Annotated in this window: 18 protein-coding genes; all 18 read right to left on the reverse strand. The window is 49.8% G+C overall.

The window, feature by feature from the left end; translation table 11 throughout:
- Nucleotides 1–134: 134 nt before the first annotated feature.
- Nucleotides 135–2780, reverse strand: a complete 2646-nt coding sequence (gene alaS / locus FYJ34_RS01265; protein WP_154475533.1) for an alanine--tRNA ligase — start codon at nt 2778–2780, stop codon at nt 135–137.
- Nucleotides 2781–2829: 49 nt separating this feature from the next.
- Entirely contained in the window at nt 2830–4338 is a 1509-nt protein-coding gene (locus tag FYJ34_RS01270; RefSeq protein WP_154475535.1) for a 4Fe-4S dicluster domain-containing protein, read from the reverse strand.
- A gap of 27 nt (nt 4339–4365) precedes the next feature.
- Nucleotides 4366–5373 carry an aspartate--ammonia ligase gene (asnA, locus tag FYJ34_RS01275; RefSeq protein WP_154475537.1) on the reverse strand — a complete coding sequence of 336 codons (1008 nt, stop codon included), beginning with the start codon at nt 5371–5373 and terminating at the stop codon, nt 4366–4368.
- Complete coding sequence (locus FYJ34_RS01280) at nt 5364–7781, reverse strand: homocysteine S-methyltransferase family protein (protein ID WP_154475539.1); 2418 nt, start codon at nt 7779–7781, stop codon at nt 5364–5366. Before FYJ34_RS01280 ends, asnA begins: the two co-directional genes overlap by 10 nt.
- 28 nt (nt 7782–7809) lie before the next feature.
- The gene (locus FYJ34_RS01285; RefSeq protein ID WP_154475541.1) at nt 7810–8457 is read right to left on the reverse strand and encodes a vitamin B12 dependent-methionine synthase activation domain-containing protein; all 648 of its coding nucleotides are present in this window, start codon (nt 8455–8457) and stop codon (nt 7810–7812) included.
- A 10-nt stretch (nt 8458–8467) separates the two neighbouring features.
- On the reverse strand, nt 8468–9334 hold the full coding sequence (gene metF / locus FYJ34_RS01290; RefSeq protein ID WP_154475543.1) for a methylenetetrahydrofolate reductase [NAD(P)H]: 867 nt from the start codon (nt 9332–9334) through the stop codon (nt 8468–8470).
- A gap of 34 nt (nt 9335–9368) precedes the next feature.
- Nucleotides 9369–10811 carry a glycogen synthase GlgA gene (glgA, locus tag FYJ34_RS01295; RefSeq protein WP_154475545.1) on the reverse strand — a complete coding sequence of 481 codons (1443 nt, stop codon included), beginning with the start codon at nt 10809–10811 and terminating at the stop codon, nt 9369–9371.
- Between the two features lie 33 nt (nt 10812–10844).
- The gene (gene recN / locus FYJ34_RS01300) at nt 10845–12527 is read right to left on the reverse strand and encodes a DNA repair protein RecN (RefSeq protein WP_154475547.1); all 1683 of its coding nucleotides are present in this window, start codon (nt 12525–12527) and stop codon (nt 10845–10847) included.
- 10 nt (nt 12528–12537) lie between these two features.
- Nucleotides 12538–12987 (reverse strand): arginine repressor, encoded by a 450-nt coding sequence (gene argR / locus FYJ34_RS01305; protein ID WP_154475549.1) that lies wholly within the window; start codon nt 12985–12987, stop codon nt 12538–12540.
- A gap of 1 nt (nt 12988) precedes the next feature.
- Nucleotides 12989–13822: an NAD(+)/NADH kinase gene (locus FYJ34_RS01310; RefSeq protein WP_154475551.1), complete on the reverse strand. Its 834-nt coding sequence runs from the start codon at nt 13820–13822 to the stop codon at nt 12989–12991.
- Between the two features lie 13 nt (nt 13823–13835).
- Nucleotides 13836–14642: a TlyA family RNA methyltransferase gene (locus FYJ34_RS01315; RefSeq protein ID WP_154475553.1), complete on the reverse strand. Its 807-nt coding sequence runs from the start codon at nt 14640–14642 to the stop codon at nt 13836–13838.
- On the reverse strand, nt 14639–16510 hold the full coding sequence (dxs, locus tag FYJ34_RS01320; protein WP_154475555.1) for a 1-deoxy-D-xylulose-5-phosphate synthase: 1872 nt from the start codon (nt 16508–16510) through the stop codon (nt 14639–14641). Before dxs ends, FYJ34_RS01315 begins: the two co-directional genes overlap by 4 nt.
- 15 nt (nt 16511–16525) lie before the next feature.
- The gene (locus FYJ34_RS01325) at nt 16526–17428 is read right to left on the reverse strand and encodes a polyprenyl synthetase family protein (protein ID WP_154475557.1); all 903 of its coding nucleotides are present in this window, start codon (nt 17426–17428) and stop codon (nt 16526–16528) included.
- Nucleotides 17418–17642, reverse strand: coding sequence for an exodeoxyribonuclease VII small subunit (gene xseB / locus FYJ34_RS01330; protein ID WP_154475559.1), 225 nt, complete (start codon nt 17640–17642; stop codon nt 17418–17420). The genes FYJ34_RS01325 and xseB overlap by 11 nt, the downstream gene beginning before the upstream one ends.
- A gap of 16 nt (nt 17643–17658) precedes the next feature.
- Nucleotides 17659–18879 (reverse strand): exodeoxyribonuclease VII large subunit, encoded by a 1221-nt coding sequence (gene xseA / locus FYJ34_RS01335; RefSeq protein ID WP_154475561.1) that lies wholly within the window; start codon nt 18877–18879, stop codon nt 17659–17661.
- An 11-nt stretch (nt 18880–18890) separates the two neighbouring features.
- Entirely contained in the window at nt 18891–19295 is a 405-nt protein-coding gene (nusB, locus tag FYJ34_RS01340) for a transcription antitermination factor NusB (protein WP_276960060.1), read from the reverse strand.
- Nucleotides 19296–19682, reverse strand: coding sequence for an Asp23/Gls24 family envelope stress response protein (locus FYJ34_RS01345; protein ID WP_154475563.1), 387 nt, complete (start codon nt 19680–19682; stop codon nt 19296–19298).
- Between the two features lie 162 nt (nt 19683–19844).
- Nucleotides 19845–21443 carry a peptide chain release factor 3 gene (locus tag FYJ34_RS01350; protein ID WP_154478747.1) on the reverse strand — a complete coding sequence of 533 codons (1599 nt, stop codon included), beginning with the start codon at nt 21441–21443 and terminating at the stop codon, nt 19845–19847.
- Between the last annotated feature and the right edge of the window lie 2 nt (nt 21444–21445).

The raw sequence follows: 21445 nt of genomic DNA on the forward strand, positions 1-21445 counted from the left end.
CCAGCCTTGTATTGTGCATCATACGACTGTTCGGGTATTTTTACTGCACTAGAAAGATTATACCATATTTTTCCTGTTCGTCAACACATTTTGACAATTTCTAAAATTTCTTATTCTCTTGTTCTCTTACGCTCTTACAGATCTTTCAGCTGGCTTCGCAGGATCTCTTCGGCCTTTTCCATGGCTTCCGCCATGCCCGCCGGATTTTTCCCGCCTGCCTGTGCCATGGAAGGACGTCCGCCTCCCCCTCCGCCTACCAAAGGTGCGACGGATTTGATCAGGTTGCCGGCATGCGCTCCCTTTTTCACGGCATCGTCTGTCGCCATTGCTACCAGGCTGACCCTTTGGTCTTTTTCGGAGAGAAGAAGGATGACTGCTTCCTTTAACGTCTCCTTGCACTGGTCCCCGATCTCCCGAAGGCCATTCATGTCCATTCCGTCTGCCCTTGCGGCAAGAAAACGGATTCCGCCTACTTCTTTTACCTGATCCAGAAGATTGCCGGACACGTCCTTTGCCTGCTGGCTTTTATAAGATTCTATCTCTGCATGAAGCTTTTTATTTTCTTCTAAAAGAGAAGCCGTTCTTTCTGTTACGCGATCCTGAGAAACCTTCAGCAGGGAAGCCGTTTCCTGCCAGGAACGTTCTATCTCTGCATAGTATTCCAAAAGCCCTTTGGCTGTCAGCGCCTCGATCCGGCGGACACCGGCAGCGACTCCCGTTTCCGACAGGATCTTAAATGCCAGGATCATTCCGGTATGGGATACATGGGTTCCGCCACAAAGTTCAATCGAAAACTCTCCCATCCGGACGACTCTTACCATGTCGCCGTATTTTTCGCCAAACAAAGCGGCGGCTCCTGTCTTTTTTGCCTCCTGGATGGGCATGGTTTCTACAGAAACAGAAAGATTCTCCAGGATCTGACGGTTGACGATCGCTTCTATACGAACCAGTTCTTCTTTCGACAAAGCGGAAAAGTGGGTAAAATCAAACCTCAGCCGCTCTGCATTTACCAAAGATCCTGCCTGTTCCACATGGTTTCCCAATACAGATTTTAACGCCTTGTGCAGCAGATGGGTGGCGCTGTGGTTGTTGGCTGCCAGCATTCTTCGCTCTTTGTCAATAGCCAGATGCACCCTGTCCCCCTTTTGGAAGGCTCCTTCTTTCAGATAACCGACATGGCCGATCTTTCCACCGGAAAGCTTTTTCACATCTTCTACCACAAATCTTCCTGTATCTGTACAGATCCACCCCGTATCTGCCTCCTGTCCTCCGCTGGTGGCATAAAAGGGCGTCTCTTTTACAAAGACCGTTCCTTTTTCTCCCTGAGAAAGCCGGTCTGTGATGTGATCCTCCGTAGTCATCACCAGGATTTCCGAATCAAATTCCGTGTTTTCATAGCCCACAAAGGAGGAGGTGACAGACGGGTCAATGGATTCATAGACCGTCATATCTGCTCCCAAAAGACTGGTCTTCTCTCTTGCTTTTCTTGCCGTCTCCCGCTGGATCTCCATGGATCTGGAAAATCCTTCTTCATCTACCGAAAGCCCTTGCTCTTCCAGGATTTCTTTTGTCAGATCCAGGGGGAAGCCATAGGTATCATAGAGGCGGAAGGCTTCTTCTCCCTTCAGGATCGTTCTTTTTTCCGCTCTCATTTCTTCCCGAAGATCTGCAAGGATCGTCAGTCCCTGGTCAATGGTCTTTGCAAACAGCTCTTCTTCCTTGGCGATCACCTCATAGATAAAGAACTGCTTTTCCGCCAGCTCCGGATATCCGTCCTTTGATCCTTCCACTACCGTTTTCGCCAGATCTACCAAAAATTCTCCGGAGATTCCCAAAAGCTTCCCATGCCGGCAGGCTCTCCGGAGCAGACGGCGCAGTACATAGCCCCGGCCTTCGTTAGATGGCATGATACCGTCGGAGATCATAAAGGTTACGGAACGGATATGATCCGTGATGACGCGGGTGGATACGTCTGTTTCCCCGCCCCTTCCGTACTCCTTCCCTGAAAGTTTGCATACATGATCTCTCAGAGCTTTCATGGTATCAATATCGAACATGGAATCTACTTCCTGCACAATGCAGGCAAGACGCTCCAGCCCCATTCCGGTATCGATATTTTTTTGTTCCAGCTCTGTATAATGATTTTCTCCATCGTTGTTAAACTGGGTAAATACGTTGTTCCAGATTTCCATATATCTGTCGCAGTCGCAGCCTACCGTACAGTCTTCCCTATCGCAGCCATATTGTTCGCCTCTGTCATAGTAGACTTCGGAACAGGGACCGCAGGGACCTGCCCCATGCTCCCAAAAGTTGTCTGCCTTTCCGAAGCGGAAGATCCGATTTTCTGGAATCCCGATCTGATTGTGCCAGATATCCCAGGCTTCGTCATCCTCCAGATACACGGAAGGATATAGCCGGTCCTTATCCAGGCCGATCACCTCTGTTAAAAACTCCCAGGTCCAGCCGATGGATTCCTTTTTAAAATAGTCTCCAAAGGAAAAGTTCCCCAGCATTTCGAAAAAAGTACCGTGACGCGCTGTCTTTCCTACATTTTCGATATCGCCTGTACGGATACACTTCTGACAGGTGGCCACACGCCTTTTGGGCGGAATTTCCTGCCCTGTAAAATAGGGTTTCATCGGTGCCATCCCTGAATTGATCAACAACAAACTCTTGTCGTTGTTGGGGACCAGGGAAAAGCTTTTCAGGATCAGATGCTCTTTGCTTGCAAAGAAATCCAGGAACATCTGTCGCAGTTCGTTTACTCCATAACTTTTCATCTCTTTTTCCTCCCATTCCCGGTTTATGTCCTTATGATACGGTGTTTGTCTATTTCAATTCGATTTCCTTTAATTCCTTTGGAGGAACCTTTCTGCTGGATCCGCTGACGAAGGTTTCCACTTTCTTCTGGGCCTTGGCAATAGGAATATTGGTTCCCGCTCCGGCAACGCATCCTCCGGGACAGCCCATGCCCTCCACCAGATGCCCGTTCAGCCGTCCTACCTTGGCAAGAGACAGCATCTTTTTACATTCTGCCAACCCCTCCGCATGCTGGATCTTTACCTCCACTTCCGGATAGTACTCTGCGATACAGTCCTCGATGGCCTTTGCCACTCCGCCGGAAACTGCGTACCCTCTTCCGGCGCCGGTAGCATTATGGAAGGAGGACTCCGCCTCATACTCTGTCAGATCGATTTCCATGGCGTCAAACATTGCCTGCAATTCTTCAAATGTGATCACAAAATCCACATCACTTCTCACCGTAGTGCGCATAGCCTCCAGTTTTTTGGCAGCGCAAGGACCGATAAAGACCACCTTGGCATTGGGGTGTTCTTTTTTGATGGTTCTGGCGGTGGCCACCATAGGCGTCAGTTCCTCTGATACCTGATCTACAATATCCGGAAAATATTTTTTTGCCAGCATCGCCCAGGAGGGACAACAGGAAGTCAGAAGAAACGGAAGTTCCCCTGTCGTAACCTTGTCCACGTAATGATGCGCCTCTGCAATGGCTCCGATATCTGCGCCCAAAGCCACCTCATAAAAATCAGAGAATCCCATTTCCTTCAGTGCCGCCTTCAGATTCCTGGCTGTAATGTTGTCGCCAAACTGTCCCACAAATGCCGGCGCTACTTCTGCAATGATCTCATTTCCTTCTTTCAGGCTCTTTGCCAGTTGGAAAATCTGGGATTTATCAGAGATAGCCCCAAATGGACAGTGTACCATGCACATTCCGCAGGACACACATTTGTCGTTCTGGATCTCGGCTCTTCCACAGTTATCTGAACCAATGGCTCCTACTCCACAGGCCTTCGCACAGGGCCTTTCCTTTTTTGCAATGGCGTCATAGGGACAGACGGCCTTGCATTTCCCACATTTGATGCACTTTTCCTGATCGATAAAGGAACGTCCCTTTCTCATGGAGACGGCTCCCTTGGGACAGACCTCCACGCAGGGATGTGCCAGACATCCCTTGCACATATTGCTGACCTCATACGTATTTTCCTCGCAAGCCTCACAGGCAGAAGGAATCACCTGCATGAGAGGAGGCTCATAATACTTTTCTGAAATATTGCTGTCCTCCAGCCCCGCTGTCAGATGAACCGGTTTGTTTTCGGGACGCAGGGAAAGTCCCATTGCCAATCTGAGCCGTTCCCTGACGACAGCCCTCGCCCGGTACACGCTTTCCCTGTAGGTAGTCTCATCATTGACCATTTTGTAAGGAATCGCCTCTATATCATCATTGAGATGCTCCTTGTTTTCCTGAAATCCCAATGCGGCAATTTCTTTAAACACTTCGTTCCGAAGCTTTCTGACGGTTGTGTTCAATCCTCGCATCATCGCGGACAGCCCTCCTTCTTCCTTCTCTTATAACAGAATCATCCCGTGCTTTTCACAGGTCTCTCTCATCTTCTGAGGCCAGATACTGGCCTGGACTTCACCAATATGCGCCCTTCCTAACAGCAGCATACAAAGCCGGGATTGTCCGATTCCACCCCCGATGGTGTACGGAAGTTCTCCGTTCAACAGCATCTTGTGATAGGGAAGCTCTCTGCGTTCTTCACATCCGGCTTTTTTCAACTGCTCTTCCAGCGCCTTTTCATCCACCCGGATCCCCATACTGGAAATCTCCAGCGCGCACTGGAGAGGCTCGAACCAAAAGAGAATATCTCCGTTCAGCGCCCAGTCATCATAGTCCGGCGCCCGTCCATCGTGAGGGATTCCATTTGCCAGCCGGTCGCCGATCTTCATAAGGAAGACGCAGCCATGCTCCTTTGCGATCAGGTTTTCACGTTCCTTGGCTGTTTGATCCGGGTAACGCTCCAAAAGCTCTTCCGTGGTCACAAAGGTCACCTTGGAAGGAAGCTTGGCTGCCGCTTCCGGATATTTATACCAGACCTCATGCTGCATATGCTTGATGATCTTGAACAGGTTGCGAACTGTGTCCTTCAGGGTCTCTACCGTTCTTTCTTCTTTGGTGATGACCTTTTCCCAGTCCCACTGATCCACATAGCAGGAATGAAGGTTATCCAGTTCCTCGTCCCTGCGGATGGCGTTCATATTGGTATATAGTCCTTCTCCCGGTTGAAATCCATATTTATGCAGCGCCATACGCTTCCATTTGGCCAGAGAATGGACGACCTCCATCTCTTCTCCTGCGATCGCTGCCATATCAAAGGATACCGGCCGCTCCACCCCATTGAGATTGTCGTTTAATCCACTGCTCTTTTCTACAAACAGGGGGGCGGAAATCCTTTCCAGATTCATTTCCTTTCCCAGCTCCTTCTGGAAGGTATCCCGGATGTATTTGATCGCCTCCTGCGTTTTTCTCACACTCAAATGTGGATCATAGTTGTTTGGAATGGTTATTGCCATGCTGTTTCCTCCTGCTTCTGTTTTCCTTCAAATAGTCTCTGTGTATAGTATACAGACTGCATGGCATCTTTTCCATAAAAATCTGCTCCGATGCTGTCTGCATATTCCTGATTTAGTACGGCTCCTCCTACCATGACTTTACAGTCCGGTTTCTTTTCTCTTAGAAGCCGTATGGTCTGCTCCATGCTGACTACGGTAGTCGTCATAAGAGCGCTTAGGCCCACCAGATTTACCTGCCGCTTCAGCGCTGTTTCCACAATCGTCTCCGGCGCTACGTCCTTGCCCAGATCGATCACGTCAAAGCCATAATTTTCCAGCAGGACCTTCACGATATTTTTTCCGATGTCATGAATGTCTCCCTTGACGGTTGCCAGGATGACAGGCTCCTTTTTCTTCGCCTGCCCTTCCTCCCCGCCAAGCCTGTCCTTCAGGACTCCAAAGGCAATTTTAGCAGAATCCGCACTCATAAGCAACTGCGGCAAAAAGAGACTGCCTTTTTCAAATCCTTTTCCTACCGCGTCCAGCGCCGGGATCAGATGCTTCTGGATGATGGTAAATCCGTCCGTTTCTTTTAAAAGCGCCAGGGTGGACTGGTAAGCCTCCTCCTTCAGTCCTTTTTCAATGGCCTCTTTTAGGGAAATGCTTCCTCCGATTTTTACAGAGGACGATTGTCCGGTCGCCTGCTGCGCGTATGTCCGGATATAAGACGCACAGTTCCTGTCATATCCCATCAAGGCACAGAAGGCATCATACGCCCGCATCATGTCTTCCGAGGAGGGATTGATGATCCCTGCCGACAGGCCGCTTTGCATGGCCATCGTGAAAAAGTGGGAGTTGATGATCCCTCTGCTGGGAAGACCAAAGGAAATGTTGGAAACACCAAGAACGGTACAGACTCCCAGCTCTTCCCGGACTCTCCTGAGGGCCTCCAGCGTAACCGCCGCACCCATTGGTTCCGAACTGATGGTCATAGCCAGTACATCGATCACCACATCCTTTTTTGAGATCCCGTATTCGGCGGCTGTCTGCACAATCTTCCTTGCGATCTGCACCCGCCCTTCTGCCGTATCGGGAATCCCATCCTCGTCAATGGTCAGCCCCACTACCACGCCTCCATATTTTCGAACCAGAGGAAACACCTCCTTCATGGATTCCTGTTTCCCATTGACGGAATTGATCATAGGCTTCCCGTTATAGATACGCATCGCCTGTTCCATTGCTTCTGCGTCTACCGTGTCGATCTGGAGGGGAAGACTGGTGACGCTTTGCAGTTCTCTTACCACCTCTGTCATCATACGCACTTCGTCAATGTCGGGAAGTCCCACATTCACGTCCAGAATGTCTGCTCCCCGGTCCTGCTGGGTGATCCCTTCCTTTAGGATATAATCAATGTTATGCTCCTTCAGAGCCTGCTTAAACAGCTTCTTCCCGGTAGGATTGATCCGCTCTCCGATCAGGACGGGCTTTTTTCCCAAGAGAACCGCCTTTCCGTAGGAAGAGACCATTGTGTGCGGTTTGGGAAGAACCTCCGGGCAGGTCTTATCTTTACATACCTGGATCATCCGACGGATATGCTCCGGCGTCGTTCCGCAGCAGCCACCGATGATGCAGGCTCCCTTGTCTGTGATCTCTCCCATGATCTCGGCAAATGTTTCCGGCGAAATGTCATAGAACACTTCTCCTTCTTTTTGTATGGGAAGGCCGGCGTTTGGCTTCACAATGATCGGGACGCTGGCATAGCGGGTCAGTTCCTCCAGAATGGGAAGCATCTGTGCCGGTCCCAGGCCGCAGTTGATCCCCAGCGCATCCACGCCCAAGCCCTCCAGAAGGGCTACCACCGAAGGAACGTCTCCCCCCGTCAGAAGTTTTCCTTTTTCGTCAAAAATCATGGTGACAGATACCGGAAGGCTGGATGCTTCCTTTGCTGCCAGCACGGCCGCCTTTACCTCATAGGTATCGCTCATGGTCTCGATGTGAATCAGATCTGCTCCGGCCTTTTCTCCATAACGGATCACTTCCTTGTAGGCGTTACAGGCCTCTTCAAATTCCAGATCTCCCATGGGCTTCAACAGCTTTCCGGTGGGTCCCAGATCCAGGGCGATATAGCGCTCTTCCCTGCACCCGCTCCTTTGGATCCCCTGCTTTACATGATCGACGGCTGCCTCCACTACTTCCTGTAAGCAATACCCTGTTCCCTGAAACTTCAAGGCATTGGCCCCGAAGGTATTGGTCAGAAGGATACGACTTCCGGCCTGCGCATACTGTCTGTGAATATCAATGATCACTTCCGGTTTTTCTATATTCCAGGATTCCGGCAGCTCTCCCGGCTTCAATCCTTCCTCCTGGAGAAGAGTTCCCATCCCTCCGTCAAAAAACAACAGTTCTTTTCCTAATCTGTCTCGCAGCATACGATGCCTCCTGTATCTCTTCTTTATCTTATGAAGTAGCCCTCCGATAGGTGCAGTCCGTCTTATCACAGGCTTCGCAGCCCTGTCTGTGGCAGGAAATCGGCGTTTTGCTCAGTCCGATCACTGCTGTTACCGATTTGGTAGGAATCAGCATACAGCTGTCTGTAGCCATCAGTCCGATCTTTTTTTCACTTTCCAGCATACGAAGTACCAGTTTCTGGTGGCGTATATCAAAATCTCCATACCCGGGGCTGAACCTGGGACGTAGATACCATCCCTCCCGACCCAGATCTTCTTTCAGTTCCTCCTGCCGGGTATCCAGATATTCTTCCAGTATGGCCGCGGCACACGCCTGTAAGACCACCGCTTTTGCCATGTCTGTCAATTCATATTTCCGAAGCAGACGGTCTACCTCAGCGCCCAGGGTCGCTCCCAGCATAAGAGCTTTTTCACACCCCTTCATGTTTTTTTTCAGAGCTTTGCTTTCTATCAGCAGGGATCCTATGGTAATCTGCCCGTCCGTCTCCTGCAATTCAAAAATGCGGTAGACCATTCGCTGCTCTGCCACCTGATCCAGCTCCCGGAAGGAGTCGGATATCAGTCTTTTGGTATCAGCATCTACCGCATTTTTTCCATATCCCAGATAACGGATCGCTTCTTTTGTTTTTCTGTCCATCTGCTTTGCCCTATACCCGGATGATCTGGGAAATATTTTCCAGGATCTTCCTTCCGATCTCCGGTTTGTTCATGGTATAAATATGTACCTGGCGGATCCCGTTTGCCAGAAGATCTATGATCTGATCGGTGGCATATGCGATACCGGCCTGCTCCATCGCCGCACTGTTTTCTCCAAAACGATCCAGGATTGCCAGAAATCTTGCCGGAAGAACTGTTCCGGACAGTTGACAGATCCTCTGCATCTGTTTGGCATTGGTTACCGGCATGATCCCCGGTATTACCGGAACCGTGATCCCTTTTTCCCGGATCCTGTAGAGGAAATTATAAAGGATATGGTTGTCAAAAAACATCTGTGTCGTTAAAAAATCCACGCCGCAGTCCACTTTTTCCTTCAGATGCCGGATATCGTCTTTTTTATGGGGCGTTTCCACGTGTCCCTCGGGATAACAGGCAGCTCCGATACAAAAATCCCCTCTGGTCCGGATATCTTCGATGAGTTCCGATGCATACCGATAGTGATTGGGAAGGGGAAACTGACCGGAGTCCGGAATGTCTCCCCGAAGGGCCAGGATATTCTCGATCCCTTCTTCTTTCAGTCTGTCAATGACCTGGTGTACCTGCTCCCGTGTGGAAGACACACATGTCAGATGTGCCAGACTGGTTACTCCGGCTTTGGAGATGGCGGCTGCGATCCCCGCCGTCTGACTGCTGGTTCCTCCGCCTGCGCCATAGGTCACACTGATAAAATCCGGCTGCAAGGTTATCAGTTCTTTTACTGCCTGCAAAACAGATTCTTTTCCACTTTCCGTCTTGGGCGGAAAGACTTCAAAAGAAATATGGGCGCCTTTTTTTTCTAAAATGTCTTTAATCTTCATTGCTCATCCTTTTCGTTGTCCAAAACATCTGCGTTTACTCTGTCAGTTCTCGGTACAGTCTCTCATATTGCCGGGCGGAGCTGTTCCAGGAGAAGTCTCTTTCCATTCCTCTCTGAGCGATCCGGTTCCATTCCCTCTTTTTGTCATAGAAGACATGCTCTGCATAACGGATGATCCCCAGCATTTCGTGGGCGTTATAGTTGCTGAAACTAAATCCTGTTCCTGCTTTTTCAAACTCATTGTACGGCTCCACCGTATCTTTCAATCCTCCCGTTTCCCGCACGATCGGCACTGTTCCGTACCGAAGGCTCATCAGCTGGCTGAGGCCACAGGGCTCAAACAGGGACGGCATTAAAAATCCGTCGCAGGACGCATAAATCTTATGGGACATAGGCTCCGAATAATAGATATTGGCAGAAACCTTTCCCGGATACTTCCACTCAAAATGGCGGAACATATTTTCATACCGTTCTTCTCCGGTTCCCAGAACCACCAGCTGAATGGCGTCCTGACACAGTTCGTCCAAAATGCAGGCGATCAGATCCAGGCCTTTCTGGTCTGTCAGTCGGGATACGATGCCCAGCATCATAACCTTGGGGTTTTCTTCCAGCCCCAGCTCTTTTTGCAGCTCCGCTTTGTTTTTCTTCTTTTCCCTGCGGAAGCTGTCCACCGTGTATTTCTTAAAAATATGCCGGTCTGTGGCCGGATCATATTCTTTGTAGTCGATCCCGTTGACAATTCCCCACAAATGATTGGATCTGGCTCGCATCAATCCATCCAGTCCTTCTCCGTAGAAGGGCATCTGTATTTCCTGTGCATAAGAATTGCTGACTGTCGTGATCCGATCTGCATATACGATTCCGCCTTTCAGATAATTGGCATCCTTGTAGGCTTCCATTTTGTCGGGAGAAAAATAGTAAGAGGGAAGTCCTGTGATATCCTGGATCCGTTTAGTATCCCAGATTCCCTGGAATTTCAGGTTATGAATGGTCATCACGGTACGGATCCCTCTGTAATAGGGATCTCCGTATCTGAAATTATCCAGATAAACCGGCACCAGCCCCGACTGCCAGTCATGGCAGTGGATAATATCCGGGCAGAAATCAATGACCGGAAGGGAGCTTAATACGGCCTTGGAGAAAAAAGCAAACTTTTCTACATCGGTATATACATCTCCATAAGGGGCAAATCCGCCGAAATAGAACTCATTGTCTATAAAATAGAAGGTGATCCCCTCATGAACCAGTTCCAGGATCCCCACATACTGCGTCCGCCAATTGAGATCCATATAAAAGTGTGTCCGGTAGATCAGCTTACTGCTCCATTCTTCCTTCATGCACAGATATTTGGGAAGAATGACCCGCACATCCCACTCTTCTTTCTCAAAATATTTAGGCAGGGAGCCTACTACATCTGCAAGTCCTCCCGTCTTAATAAATGGAACCGATTCCGATGCTACAAACAATACCTTTTTCATACCGTTTCCCTCCCTGAAAAAAATATGCAATCATTATATATCACTTTTTATCTGAAACGCAAGTTCTTTCATTTCGGAGGCATTCTTTCTTACTGCCTCTGTAATCTTTGCCCCTCCCAGGATCCTTGCCAGTTCCTCCACCTGTTCTTTTTCATTTAGCCGGCTGATCTGTGTTTTGACCGAATCTTCTTTCGTGGTCTTTGTGATCCGAAAATGTGTATCTGCCATCGCTGCGATCTGAGCCAGATGGGTAACGCAAAGAACCTGATGATGCTTTCCGATCACTGCCATTTTTTCCGATACCTTCTGGGCTGTCCTGCCGCTGATCCCTACGTCGATCTCATCAAAGATCAGAGTATCCGTCTGTCCCTTTCTGGCTGTAATGGTCTTAATGACCAGCATGAGACGGGACAATTCTCCGCCGGACGCCACACGGATCAAGGGTTTTGGCGACTGTCCCGGATTTAAGGATACCATAAATTCTGCTTCATCGATCCCATCGGCTGTACAGGCGTTTGCTTCCTCCAGGGAGATCTGAAATACCACCGATTCAAAATTCAGATCCCGCAGCCCTTCCTCGATCATCGGCTCCAGCCGGGCAGCATATTCTCTGCGCAGTTCAGAAAGCTCCCCTGCCTTCTCATGCAAGATCCTTCCGGTCTCTTTTACTTTATCTTCCAGCCGCTTCAGATAGCCGTCAAAGTCTTTCAGGATCGCTATCTTTTCTTTCTTTTTCTGACAGGCTTCCAGAATCTCTTCCACACTTGCTCCATACTTGGCCTTCAGGTGGTTCAGCAGGTTTAATCGCTCCTCTGTCTCCTCAAATTCTTCCGGGGAAAACTCCAGACTGTGGCTGCAATGGTCCAGATCCCGGTGAAAATCCTCCAGCAGTCCTTCTATCTGAACCAGTTGTTGGTACAGGCTGTCCACCTCTCCATCCAGGTCTGCCACTGCCGCAAGGGAACGGACTCCCCTGCTCAGGGCGTCTCCTGCACTTTCGCCCCCTTCCCGGGTATATCTGACGGTCTCCCACAAGGCATCCCGGATCCTTTTTCCGTGAAGCATCTTGTGGTAGGTTTTTTCCAGTTCCATATCCTCTTTCGGGGTTATGCGCGCCTCCTCGATCTCTTTCACCTCATACAGCAAAAGATCCAGCTCTCTGCCGCTGTTTGCGCTCCTTGCGCTGCCCTGCTCCAGCTTTCTTCGCAGTCGATGGTACTCCTGGTGACAGTGCCGAATCTCCCGCTTTTTTTCAAATGCTTTTTCTCCGATAAAACTGTCCAGGATCTCCAGATGGTTCTTTTTCTGTAACAGAGACTGGTGCTCATGCTGACCGTGGATATCGATCAGCAGGGACGCCACGTCTGACAGTCTGGATTTCTGCACCGTCTCTCCGTTGATCCGGCTGACACTTCTTTTTCCGCTGATCTTGCGGGACAGGATTACCTGATCCTCCTCTGTCTCGACGCCCAGATCCTGCAGCTTTTTCTGCTGCTGCGGATCCTGTACCAGAAAGGTCAGTTCCACCAGTCCGGATTCCGCACCCTCCCGGATCATATCTGCGGCATACTTCCCGCCCAGAGCCAGTCCTATCGATCCCATCAGAATGGATTTTCCGGTACCTGTCTCTCCGGTCAAAATATTCAGTCCTTCTGTAAATTCCATATCCAGTTCTTCTATTAACGCCAGATTTTTTACATATAGATTCTGTAACATCCTGCCTCCATCAAATGATCTTGCGAATCTTTTCCATTACCGTCCCAACAGCCTCTTTGCTGCGGACTACACAGATGATCGTGTCGTCTCCTGCCACGCTTCCTACGATCTCTTCCCATTCCATTCCATCAATGGCTGCGCAGACCGCCATCGCCATTCCCGACATGGTTTTGACCACCAGAATGTTCTGCGCCACGTCCATGGACAAATATCCTTCTTTCAGAACTCTCCTATGTTTTTCTTTCATACTGCCGTGACTCTTTTGCTGAAGGGCATATCTTTGACGACCGTTCTCCCCCTGGATTTTTGTCAGCTTCAGATTGCGGATATCCCGGGACACCGTCGCCTGTGTCACATCATATCCCTCCGCCCGCAGGTAACTGGCCAGTTCCTCCTGGGTCTCCACCTGATATTTGTGGATCAGCTCTATGATTTTTGTGTGTCTGCCCGCTTTTACCATCTTAATTTCCTCTCATCTTCCTTCGTAATGTTTCCAGAAAACTGACCCGGTTCAACTGCAGGATCCGAGTGGCTTCCTTTGCTCTGCGCACGCTGATCTTGTCCCCCGTCTTCACCGCCATGCTTTCTATTCCGTCAAAAGACACCAGCGCCTCTTCCTTTGTCCCTCTTCGTCCTTTCCCGATCTTGATCATGATCTCATCTTCCGCCGATAAAATAATGCTCCTTGCATAAAGGGCATGGCAGCAGATAGGCGTTACCAGGATCAGGGAAGCAGTAGGCTCCACGATAGGCCCCCCCGCCGACAGATTGTATGCCGTAGATCCTGTCGGTGTGGAAATAATGACGCCGTCCGCCTCATACTCGTTTAGCAGCTCTCCGTTTACGTACAGGTCAAAGCGAATGATCCTGGGCCCGCCATTTCGGGTCAGTACGATATCATTCAGAGCCACATCCCATCGATTTTCTCCTGTTTCTCCGTACAACATCATTCGGTTTTCTATGTCAAATTCTCCCCGAACCACCTGAGTCATGGCAGCTTCCAGACTTCCAGGTTCCACCTCCGTCAGATACCCCAAGGTTCCCATATTGATCCCCAGGATGGGAATCCCGCGTCCCCGGAGCAAGCGCGCCACCTCTATCAGGCTGCCGTCTCCGCCGATCACCAGGGCGCACTCCACATCTTCCGGGATCTCCTTCAGCAGGATCTTCTTTTCTGCATCTTTCGGACAGAGGATTCCCTTCTTTCCGTTTTTTTCCAGAAGGGAAAGAACCTCTCCCGTCACTTTTCCGTCTTTATCTTTTCCGTCGTTTGTTACGATCAAAAATTTGTCCATTGATTTTTTCCCTTTATTCTTTTGTCAGTTCTCCAAAGGCCTGCTCCACCAGTTTTGGAATTTCCACAGCAAGATCCTCCCCCGGAGAATGCTTTCTGGCAAGATGGATCAGGTATTCAATATTCCCTTCCGGCCCCCGGATGGGAGAATACTCCAGATTTCTCACCTGAAATCCGATATCTTCTGCATGTCGGACGATCATTTCTATGACTTCAACATGCGTAGTCCTATCTCGTACCACTCCTTTTTTCCCCACCTTTTCCCGCCCCGCCTCAAACTGTGGTTTGATCAGGGCTACGATCTCGCCGTCTTCTGTCAGGTACGCTGCAACAGGCGGAAGGACTTTCTTTAGAGAAATAAAGGAAACATCAATGGAAGAGAACTCTACCGGCTCCTGAAACGCCTCCGGCGTCACATACCGGATATTGGTCTTTTCCATGGAAACCACCCGCTCATCCTGCCGCAGCTTCCAGTCCAGCTGTCCTCTCCCCACATCGATGGCATACACCTTTTTTGCCCCGTTTTGCAGCATGCAGTCGGTAAATCCTCCCGTAGAAGCTCCCACATCGGTACATACCTTTTCTTTCACCGACACTGCAAACTGTTTCATGGCCTTTTCCAGCTTCAATCCTCCCCTGCTGACATAGGGAAGCGTGGAGCCTCTTACTTCTATGGACACCTCTTCCGGAAAAAAGGATCCGGCCTTATCTTCCTTCTGTCCCTCTACATAAACAATCCCTGACATGATAATGGCCTTCGCCTTCTCTCTGGAAGGCGCCAGGTTCCGTTTCGTCAGCAGGATATCCAGTCTTTCTTTCATAGCTTCTCCTGTTCTTGATAGGCTGTTTCGATTCTGTCTGCCATGGTCTGCGCATCCAGTCCCATTTCTTTTCGGAGCACACCAATACTTCCGTGCTCTACATAGTCGTCGGGAAGAGCCAGGGGCAATACCCTGACAGCTTTGCCTCTGCCTGCATAGTAGGCGATGATGCTTTCGCCAAAGCCTCCTCTTTGCACATTCTCTTCCATGGAAACCACCAGTCGGTGTTCCTTACAGACTTCCTCCAGCATATCGGTATCCAGCGGCTTGGCAAACCTTCCGTTGACCAGCGTGCAGGAATACCCTTTTTCCTTCAGCAGCCGCCTGACCGTCACGGCCTCCTCAAAGAGATGCCCGTAGCTTATGATGGCGATCTGGCTTTCCCATGCAATAATCTCACTTTTCCCATATCGAATTTCCTGACAGTCTTCCTCTGGCATCTCGTAAGCTGTCCCTCTGGGATATCGGATGGCGGATGGACCGTCCAGCTTCATGGCATATTCCAGCATATCGGAAAGCTCCCGTCCGCTTTTGGGTGCCAGGATGGTCATATTGGGAATGCTTCCCAGATAAGAGAGGTCAAAGATTCCCTGATGGGTTTCCCCATCGCTTCCTACGATCCCTGCCCGGTCGATAGCAAAGACCACCGGAAGCTTTTGTAGCGCCACATCATGGATGATCTGGTCGTACCCTCTTTGCAGAAAAGAAGAATACACCGCAAAGACCGGGCGCAGCCCTCCGGCTGCCAGTCCTGCCGCAAAGGTGACCCCGTGGCCTTCTGCGATCCCCACATCAAAGCATCTATTCGGGAACTGTTTCTGGAAGGGCTCCAGACCCGTTCCTCCCGCCATGGCCGCCGTGATGGCTACGATCCTCTCGTCTTCTTTGGACAGTTTGGTCAATGTTTTTCCAAACACATCCGTGTAAGTCTCCTTCTCCTTTTTGTCCCGGCTAAGTCCTGTAGATACCTGAAAAGGTCCGATGCCGTGAAATCTGTCCGGGTACTGTTCCGCCGGCGGATATCCCTTACCCTTTTTCGTCAGGACATGAAGGAGCACCGGCCCTTCCACCTTTGCCGCCTCCCGGAAAGCCTCGCACAGCATCTCGATGTCATGTCCTGCCACAGGACCCAGATAGGTGATTCCCATATCTTCAAAAAACATTCCCGGAACCAGGAGCTGTTTAATGCTGCTTTTGGTTTTTCGGATGTTCCGGATCATGGGTTTGCCCACCACCGGAACCTTATGAAGAGTCCGCACCACCTGTTTTTTCAGTCCGGTATAGATGTCTGCCGTCCGCAGTTTCGCCAGATACTTGGACATCCCGCCTACATTTTCGGAGATGGACATATGATTGTCATTCAGAACCATGATAAAATTGGTGCGCAGGGAGGCGGCGTTGTTTAAGGCCTCATACGCCATCCCGCCTGTCAGGGATCCGTCTCCGAATACAGAGATCACATGATACTTTTCCTGTTTCAGATCCCTGGCGTATACATATCCCAGTCCCGCGGATATGGAAGTAGAGCTGTGTCCTGTATCAAAAGCGTCGCAGTCACTTTCCTTTCTTTTGGGAAATCCGCTCATCCCGCCATATTTCCTGAGTTGATCAAATCCGTCCTTTCTGCCGGTCAGGATCTTGTGGGTATAGGATTGGTGTCCCACATCCCAGATGATCTTATCCTCCGGAAGCGAAAATGTCCGATGCATGGCCATCGTCAGCTCTACCACGCCCAGATTGGAGGCAAGATGTCCTCCTGTCTGACTGAGTTTCTCCAGCAAAAACCGCCGAATCTCCAGTGCCAGCAGGGGGAGTTCTTCTTTTTTTATTTTTTTGATATCATTTTCTTTTTTTATTTTTTCCAGCATAATTTGTCCACCTTTTTACCTGTCCCGGCAGATCAGCCAAAGCAGAAGCTGCTCCAGATAGGGATTTTGCCCGGGAAAGTTCTGCAGCCCGGCAACGGCTCTGTTTGACAGTCGGCCGACCTCTTCTGCGGCGCCGTCTGCACCTGCAAAAGCAACGTATGTGGTTTTTTTGTTTTTTTCATCACTGTAGACAGGCTTTCCCATTGTCTCCGGATCTCCGGTGACATCCAGAATATCATCCTGGATCTGGAAGGCAATTCCTACGTCTCTTGCCACCTGTTCTATGCTCTCGACCTGTTCCTGGTCTGCTCCCGCTAAAATGGCTCCGATCATCATAGACGCCTCCAAAAGAGCCGCCGTCTTCATCTGATAGATCAAAAGCAGCCGGTCTCTGGAAACGTCTGTCTGACAGGAGGTGACATCGATCACCTGTCCGCCGATCATTCCGTACATCCCAGCCTTGTTGGCCAGTACCTGCAAAGCATGGCCTACCGTCTTTGCGTCTGCTTCTTTCATGGAAAAGGCGGACGTTGCCGTTTCAAATGCCAGATTTAACAGGCCGTCTCCCGCCAGGATCGCCAGATCCTCCCCATAGACTTTGTGGGAGGTCAGCCTGCCCCTGCGGTAGTCATCGTTGTCCATGGCCGGCAGATCATCGTGGATCAGAGAATAGGTATGGATCATCTCAATGGCTGCCATAAAAGGAAAGATCACCTCTTTTTCCCCTCCAAACAGCCGATAGGTTTCCCACATCAGCATCGGACGCAGCCGTTTTCCGCCTGCAAAAAGGCTGTAAGACATGGATTCCTCCAAAACCTTACATTCTTTTCCGGCTTCCGGCATAAACCGTTTCAGGATCCGTTCGATCTTTGCTATCTTTTCTTTCAGCTGCGCTGAAAATTCCTGTTTAGAATTCATGCAACTCTCCCTTATCGTCCAGGTACAGCACCTGTTTCTCCACCTGTTCTACCCGCTTGGAACATTCTTTTAACACTTCCATCCCTTCCTGGTATTTGGAAAAAGCCTCCTCCAGGGGAAGTTCTTCTGTTTCCATTGTGTGGATCACAGATTCCAGCTTTTGAAATAATATTTCCAGATTTTCTTCCTGTTTTTTTTCTTTTTTCTCTGCCATAATTTCTCCCGCCCTGCTATCTTTCGTATGGTTGTGTTCTTTCCTCTGCTTCCTCCGCCCGTGCGCGGATCACTCCGTCTGTTACATGGATCAAAAGAGCTTCTCCCGGCGCAATCTCCCGAATACTTTTAACTCTCTGATGCCTCTCTTTTTCCACGTAGGCATAGCCGCCCATCAATTTTGTCAAAGGGGACAGATTCCGGAATGTTTCGATGTAAAGCTCCATCCTATGCCTATCTCTGAGAAGAGACTGCTGCATCCTGCCCTTCAACCGATCTTCCAGCTCTGTAAGGCGCTGCTGCTTTTCCTGCAATTTATATCGGGGATGCAGATAGGTCAGTCTGGTCCGGATCTCTCTCAGACGCAAACGGAGCCGGTCTGTCTTCTGCTCCATCGTCCTTCGGAAACGAAGCCTGTACTCCTCCAGCCTCATCCGGGTCTGGTCGGCATCCCAGACAGCCAGCTCTGCGGCTGCCGACGGGGTGGGCGCTCTCATATCCGCCACAAAATCTGCGATCGTCACATCCGTCTCATGTCCCACAGCCGAGATGACAGGCACTGTACATTCAAAAATAGCTCGCGCAACAATTTCTTCATTGAATGCCCAAAGATCCTCTATAGAACCCCCGCCTCTTCCCACGATCATCACATCTACCTGCTGTTTTTCCAGGGCTTTGATCCCATCTGCCACGCTCTGCGCCGCGCCCTCTCCCTGTACCTTTGCCGGATACAGGATCAGCTGCACGAAAGGGTTCCTTCTGCCTGCCACATTGATGATATCATGGACTGCGGCTCCTGTAGCTGCCGTTACGATTCCTACCGTCCTTGCATAAACGGGGATCGGTTTCTTATACCCCGGATCGAACATCCCCATCTCTTCCAGTTCTCTTTTCCGTCTCAGAAACTGCTCGTACAGCTGCCCCTTCCCGGCTTCCTCAATACGCCCGGCATAGAGCTGATACCTTCCGTCTCTTTCATAAACGCTGATCTCGCCGCTGACGACCACCTGGTCTCCCTCTTTCATATGAAAAGAGAGTCCGCCTCGCTTCCCCGCAAACATAACGCAGGCAATCGTTCCAGACTCATCTTTCAATGAAAAATATATGTGCCCCGAAGAATGGTATTTGCAGTTGGACACCTCGCCCTTTACGGAAATTCGCTTTAATAAATAGTCTCCGGTAAACAAATGTTTGATATAAGAATTTACCTGCTTTACTGTATAAATATTGTCAGCCATTTCCTTCCCTCTTACTCCGCTTTGGCAAACCCGGCCAGAATACCATTGACAAACGCCGGCGCTTCGTTGCTGCTGTAACGCTTTGCCAGCTCCACAGCCTCGTCTATCGCCACTCCTTCCGGGATCTCTTCATCCCATCGGATCTCGTAGATCGCCAGCCGCAGGATCGCCAGATCCGTCTTGTTCATACGACTGGTCTTCCATCTGTTGGCGCGCAGATTGATCCCCGCATCGATCTCTTCTTTTTGTTCGATCACTGCAAAGACCCGGCTGCGGATGTATTCTTTTTCTTCTTCACTTGCTTCCTCTGTGTGTTCCAGATAGATCTCTACCTGTTCTTTCCATTCCTGCAGCGGATAGAATTCTGCCTCAAAAACAAGGCGGAAGCTGTGTTCTCTCAACTGTGTCCTTTTCACTTATGCTTCCTCCGAAACTGTCACTCCTGCTATCCGTATATTCACGTCCGCCACGGTAAGTCCCGTCATGTTCTCAATGGCGGTTTTTACCTTTTCCTGCACCTTCCCTGTGGTCGCTTTCACCGAATATCCGTATTTCAGATTCAACGCCAAGGATACCGTCACGATCTGCTCCAGAATATCTACCTTGACGCCCCTGGAAACGGAACGGACTCCGAATTTTCCCATGATCTCTCTGGTAGTGCTTCCCGCCATGGAAGCAACCCCTTCTACTTCCATCGCCGCAATGCCTGCGATCATAGCCACAACCTCGTCTGTCACCTTTACTTCTCCCAACTGATTTTCCGTCGGTATTGTATATGTATTGCTCTTTACTTCCTTGCCCATGAAAAAACCTCCTCGAAAACTTACTTTCCTTGATTATAGCAAATTCGCGGCTATTTGGAAAGCCTTGTTTCTTCTACAGGCAAATGCCTGTACTTAAACACTTCTGCCTCCCAGCGCCGCGTCTTTTCTTCCGGATCATTTTGTCATTTTTTCAGACTGCCTTTATCCGAATTCCGTCAGTTCCAGACCTTCATTCCGTTCCAGGGTCATACGGATGCTCCAGCTGTTTACAAACAGCAGCAGCGGACGTCCTCTCAGATCTTTGACCTTTTTCATATCAGAAGTACCCGAAAGCTTATCCAGATCCACCGGGCAGTGGCGGATCCACCGGATATACTCATACGGCAGAGAATCCATGCGGATCTCCACATTATATTCTTTCTCCAACCGATATTTCAGCACGTCAAACTGCAGGATTCCAACGACTCCCACAATGATCTCCTCCATTCCGGTGTGATACTCCTGAAAAATCTGGATCGCACCCTCCTGCGCGATCTGATTGACCCCTTTTAAAAACTGCTTTCGCTTCATGGTATCCACCTGCCGAACTCTGGCAAAGTGTTCCGGTGCGAAAGTGGGGATCCCTTCATAGACAAACTGCTCCCTCGCTGTCGTCAAGGTATCACCGATGGAGAAAATTCCGGGATCAAATACACCGATAATGTCGCCCCCATAAGCTTTTTCCACCATTTTGCGCTCGCTTGCCATCATCTGCTGAGGCTGGGAAAGGCGGACTTTTTTGTTTCCCTGAATATGCCACACATCCATCCCTGCCTCAAATCTGCCGGAGCAGATCCGCATAAATGCGATCCGGTCCCGATGGGCTTTATTCATATTTGCCTGGATCTTAAATACAAAAGCAGAAAACGCCTCTTCCTCCATGGGGTCGATCTCTCCTTGGTCCGATCGTCTCGGCAGGGGAGACGTCGTCATCTCCAGAAAATATTTCAAGAAGGTTTCCACTCCAAAATTCGTCAGCGCCGAACCAAAAAATACCGGAGAAAGCTTACCCTTTTCTACCAACTCCTGATCAAATACCGCCCCGGCTCCGTCCTGAAGTTCCAGTTCCTCAAACAATCTGTCTTTTTGTTCGCCGGAGATCCATTCTTCTTTCTCCAGGTCTTTTCGGTCAAGGATCCTTACACTTCCCTGCCTGGTTCCTTTTTGTGTGTCTGAAAATAGCTCTACCTGGTTTTTTTGACGGTCATACACTCCTTTAAACTCTTTCCCGGATCCGATCGGCCAGTTCACAGGACAGGTGGCGATCCCCAGCTCCTGCTCAATATCATCTAAAAGTTCAAAGGTGTCCATGGCTTCCCGATCCATTTTATTGATAAAGGTAAAAATGGGAATATGTCTCATGGTACACACCTTAAACAATTTTCTGGTCTGGGCTTCCACTCCCTTGGAAGCGTCGATTACCATCACCGCAGAATCTGCCGCCATCAGCGTCCGGTAAGTATCCTCGGAGAAGTCCTGATGTCCCGGCGTATCCAGGATATTGATACAGAAGCCTCCATATTCAAACTGAAGCACGGAAGATGTTACAGAGATCCCTCGTTCTTTTTCGATCTCCATCCAGTCGGAAACGGCATGGCGCGCCGTCGCTTTTCCTTTCACGCTTCCCGCCTGGTTGATGGCTCCTCCGTACAGAAGGAATTTTTCTGTCAAGGTTGTCTTTCCCGCATCCGGATGGGAAATGATCGCAAATGTCCTCCGCTTCCTGATTTCTTCTTTGATTTCCTGATTTTTTTCTGACATGA

It is taken from the genome of Suipraeoptans intestinalis (assembly GCF_009696485.1).
Classification (GTDB): Bacteria; Bacillota; Clostridia; order Lachnospirales; family Lachnospiraceae; genus Suipraeoptans; species Suipraeoptans intestinalis.

What these genes read in the sequence shown, in the direction of transcription:
- alaS (WP_154475533.1), bottom strand. Translation starts at nt 2,780, where the DNA reads ATGAAAAGTTATGGAGTAAACGAACTGCGACAGATGTTCCTGGATTTC.
- FYJ34_RS01270 (WP_154475535.1), bottom strand. Translation starts at nt 4,338, where the DNA reads ATGATGCGAGGATTGAACACAACCGTCAGAAAGCTTCGGAACGAAGTG.
- asnA (WP_154475537.1), bottom strand. Translation starts at nt 5,373, where the DNA reads ATGGCAATAACCATTCCAAACAACTATGATCCACATTTGAGTGTGAGA.
- FYJ34_RS01280 (WP_154475539.1), bottom strand. Translation starts at nt 7,781, where the DNA reads ATGCTGCGAGACAGATTAGGAAAAGAACTGTTGTTTTTTGACGGAGGG.
- FYJ34_RS01285 (WP_154475541.1), bottom strand. Translation starts at nt 8,457, where the DNA reads ATGGACAGAAAAACAAAAGAAGCGATCCGTTATCTGGGATATGGAAAA.
- metF (WP_154475543.1), bottom strand. Translation starts at nt 9,334, where the DNA reads ATGAAGATTAAAGACATTTTAGAAAAAAAAGGCGCCCATATTTCTTTT.
- glgA (WP_154475545.1), bottom strand. Translation starts at nt 10,811, where the DNA reads ATGAAAAAGGTATTGTTTGTAGCATCGGAATCGGTTCCATTTATTAAG.
- recN (WP_154475547.1), bottom strand. Translation starts at nt 12,527, where the DNA reads ATGTTACAGAATCTATATGTAAAAAATCTGGCGTTAATAGAAGAACTG.
- argR (WP_154475549.1), bottom strand. Translation starts at nt 12,987, where the DNA reads ATGGTAAAAGCGGGCAGACACACAAAAATCATAGAGCTGATCCACAAA.
- FYJ34_RS01310 (WP_154475551.1), bottom strand. Translation starts at nt 13,822, where the DNA reads ATGGACAAATTTTTGATCGTAACAAACGACGGAAAAGATAAAGACGGA.
- FYJ34_RS01315 (WP_154475553.1), bottom strand. Translation starts at nt 14,642, where the DNA reads ATGAAAGAAAGACTGGATATCCTGCTGACGAAACGGAACCTGGCGCCT.
- dxs (WP_154475555.1), bottom strand. Translation starts at nt 16,510, where the DNA reads ATGCTGGAAAAAATAAAAAAAGAAAATGATATCAAAAAAATAAAAAAA.
- FYJ34_RS01325 (WP_154475557.1), bottom strand. Translation starts at nt 17,428, where the DNA reads ATGAATTCTAAACAGGAATTTTCAGCGCAGCTGAAAGAAAAGATAGCA.
- xseB (WP_154475559.1), bottom strand. Translation starts at nt 17,642, where the DNA reads ATGGCAGAGAAAAAAGAAAAAAAACAGGAAGAAAATCTGGAAATATTA.
- xseA (WP_154475561.1), bottom strand. Translation starts at nt 18,879, where the DNA reads ATGGCTGACAATATTTATACAGTAAAGCAGGTAAATTCTTATATCAAA.
- FYJ34_RS01345 (WP_154475563.1), bottom strand. Translation starts at nt 19,682, where the DNA reads ATGGGCAAGGAAGTAAAGAGCAATACATATACAATACCGACGGAAAAT.
- FYJ34_RS01350 (WP_154478747.1), bottom strand. Translation starts at nt 21,443, where the DNA reads ATGTCAGAAAAAAATCAGGAAATCAAAGAAGAAATCAGGAAGCGGAGG.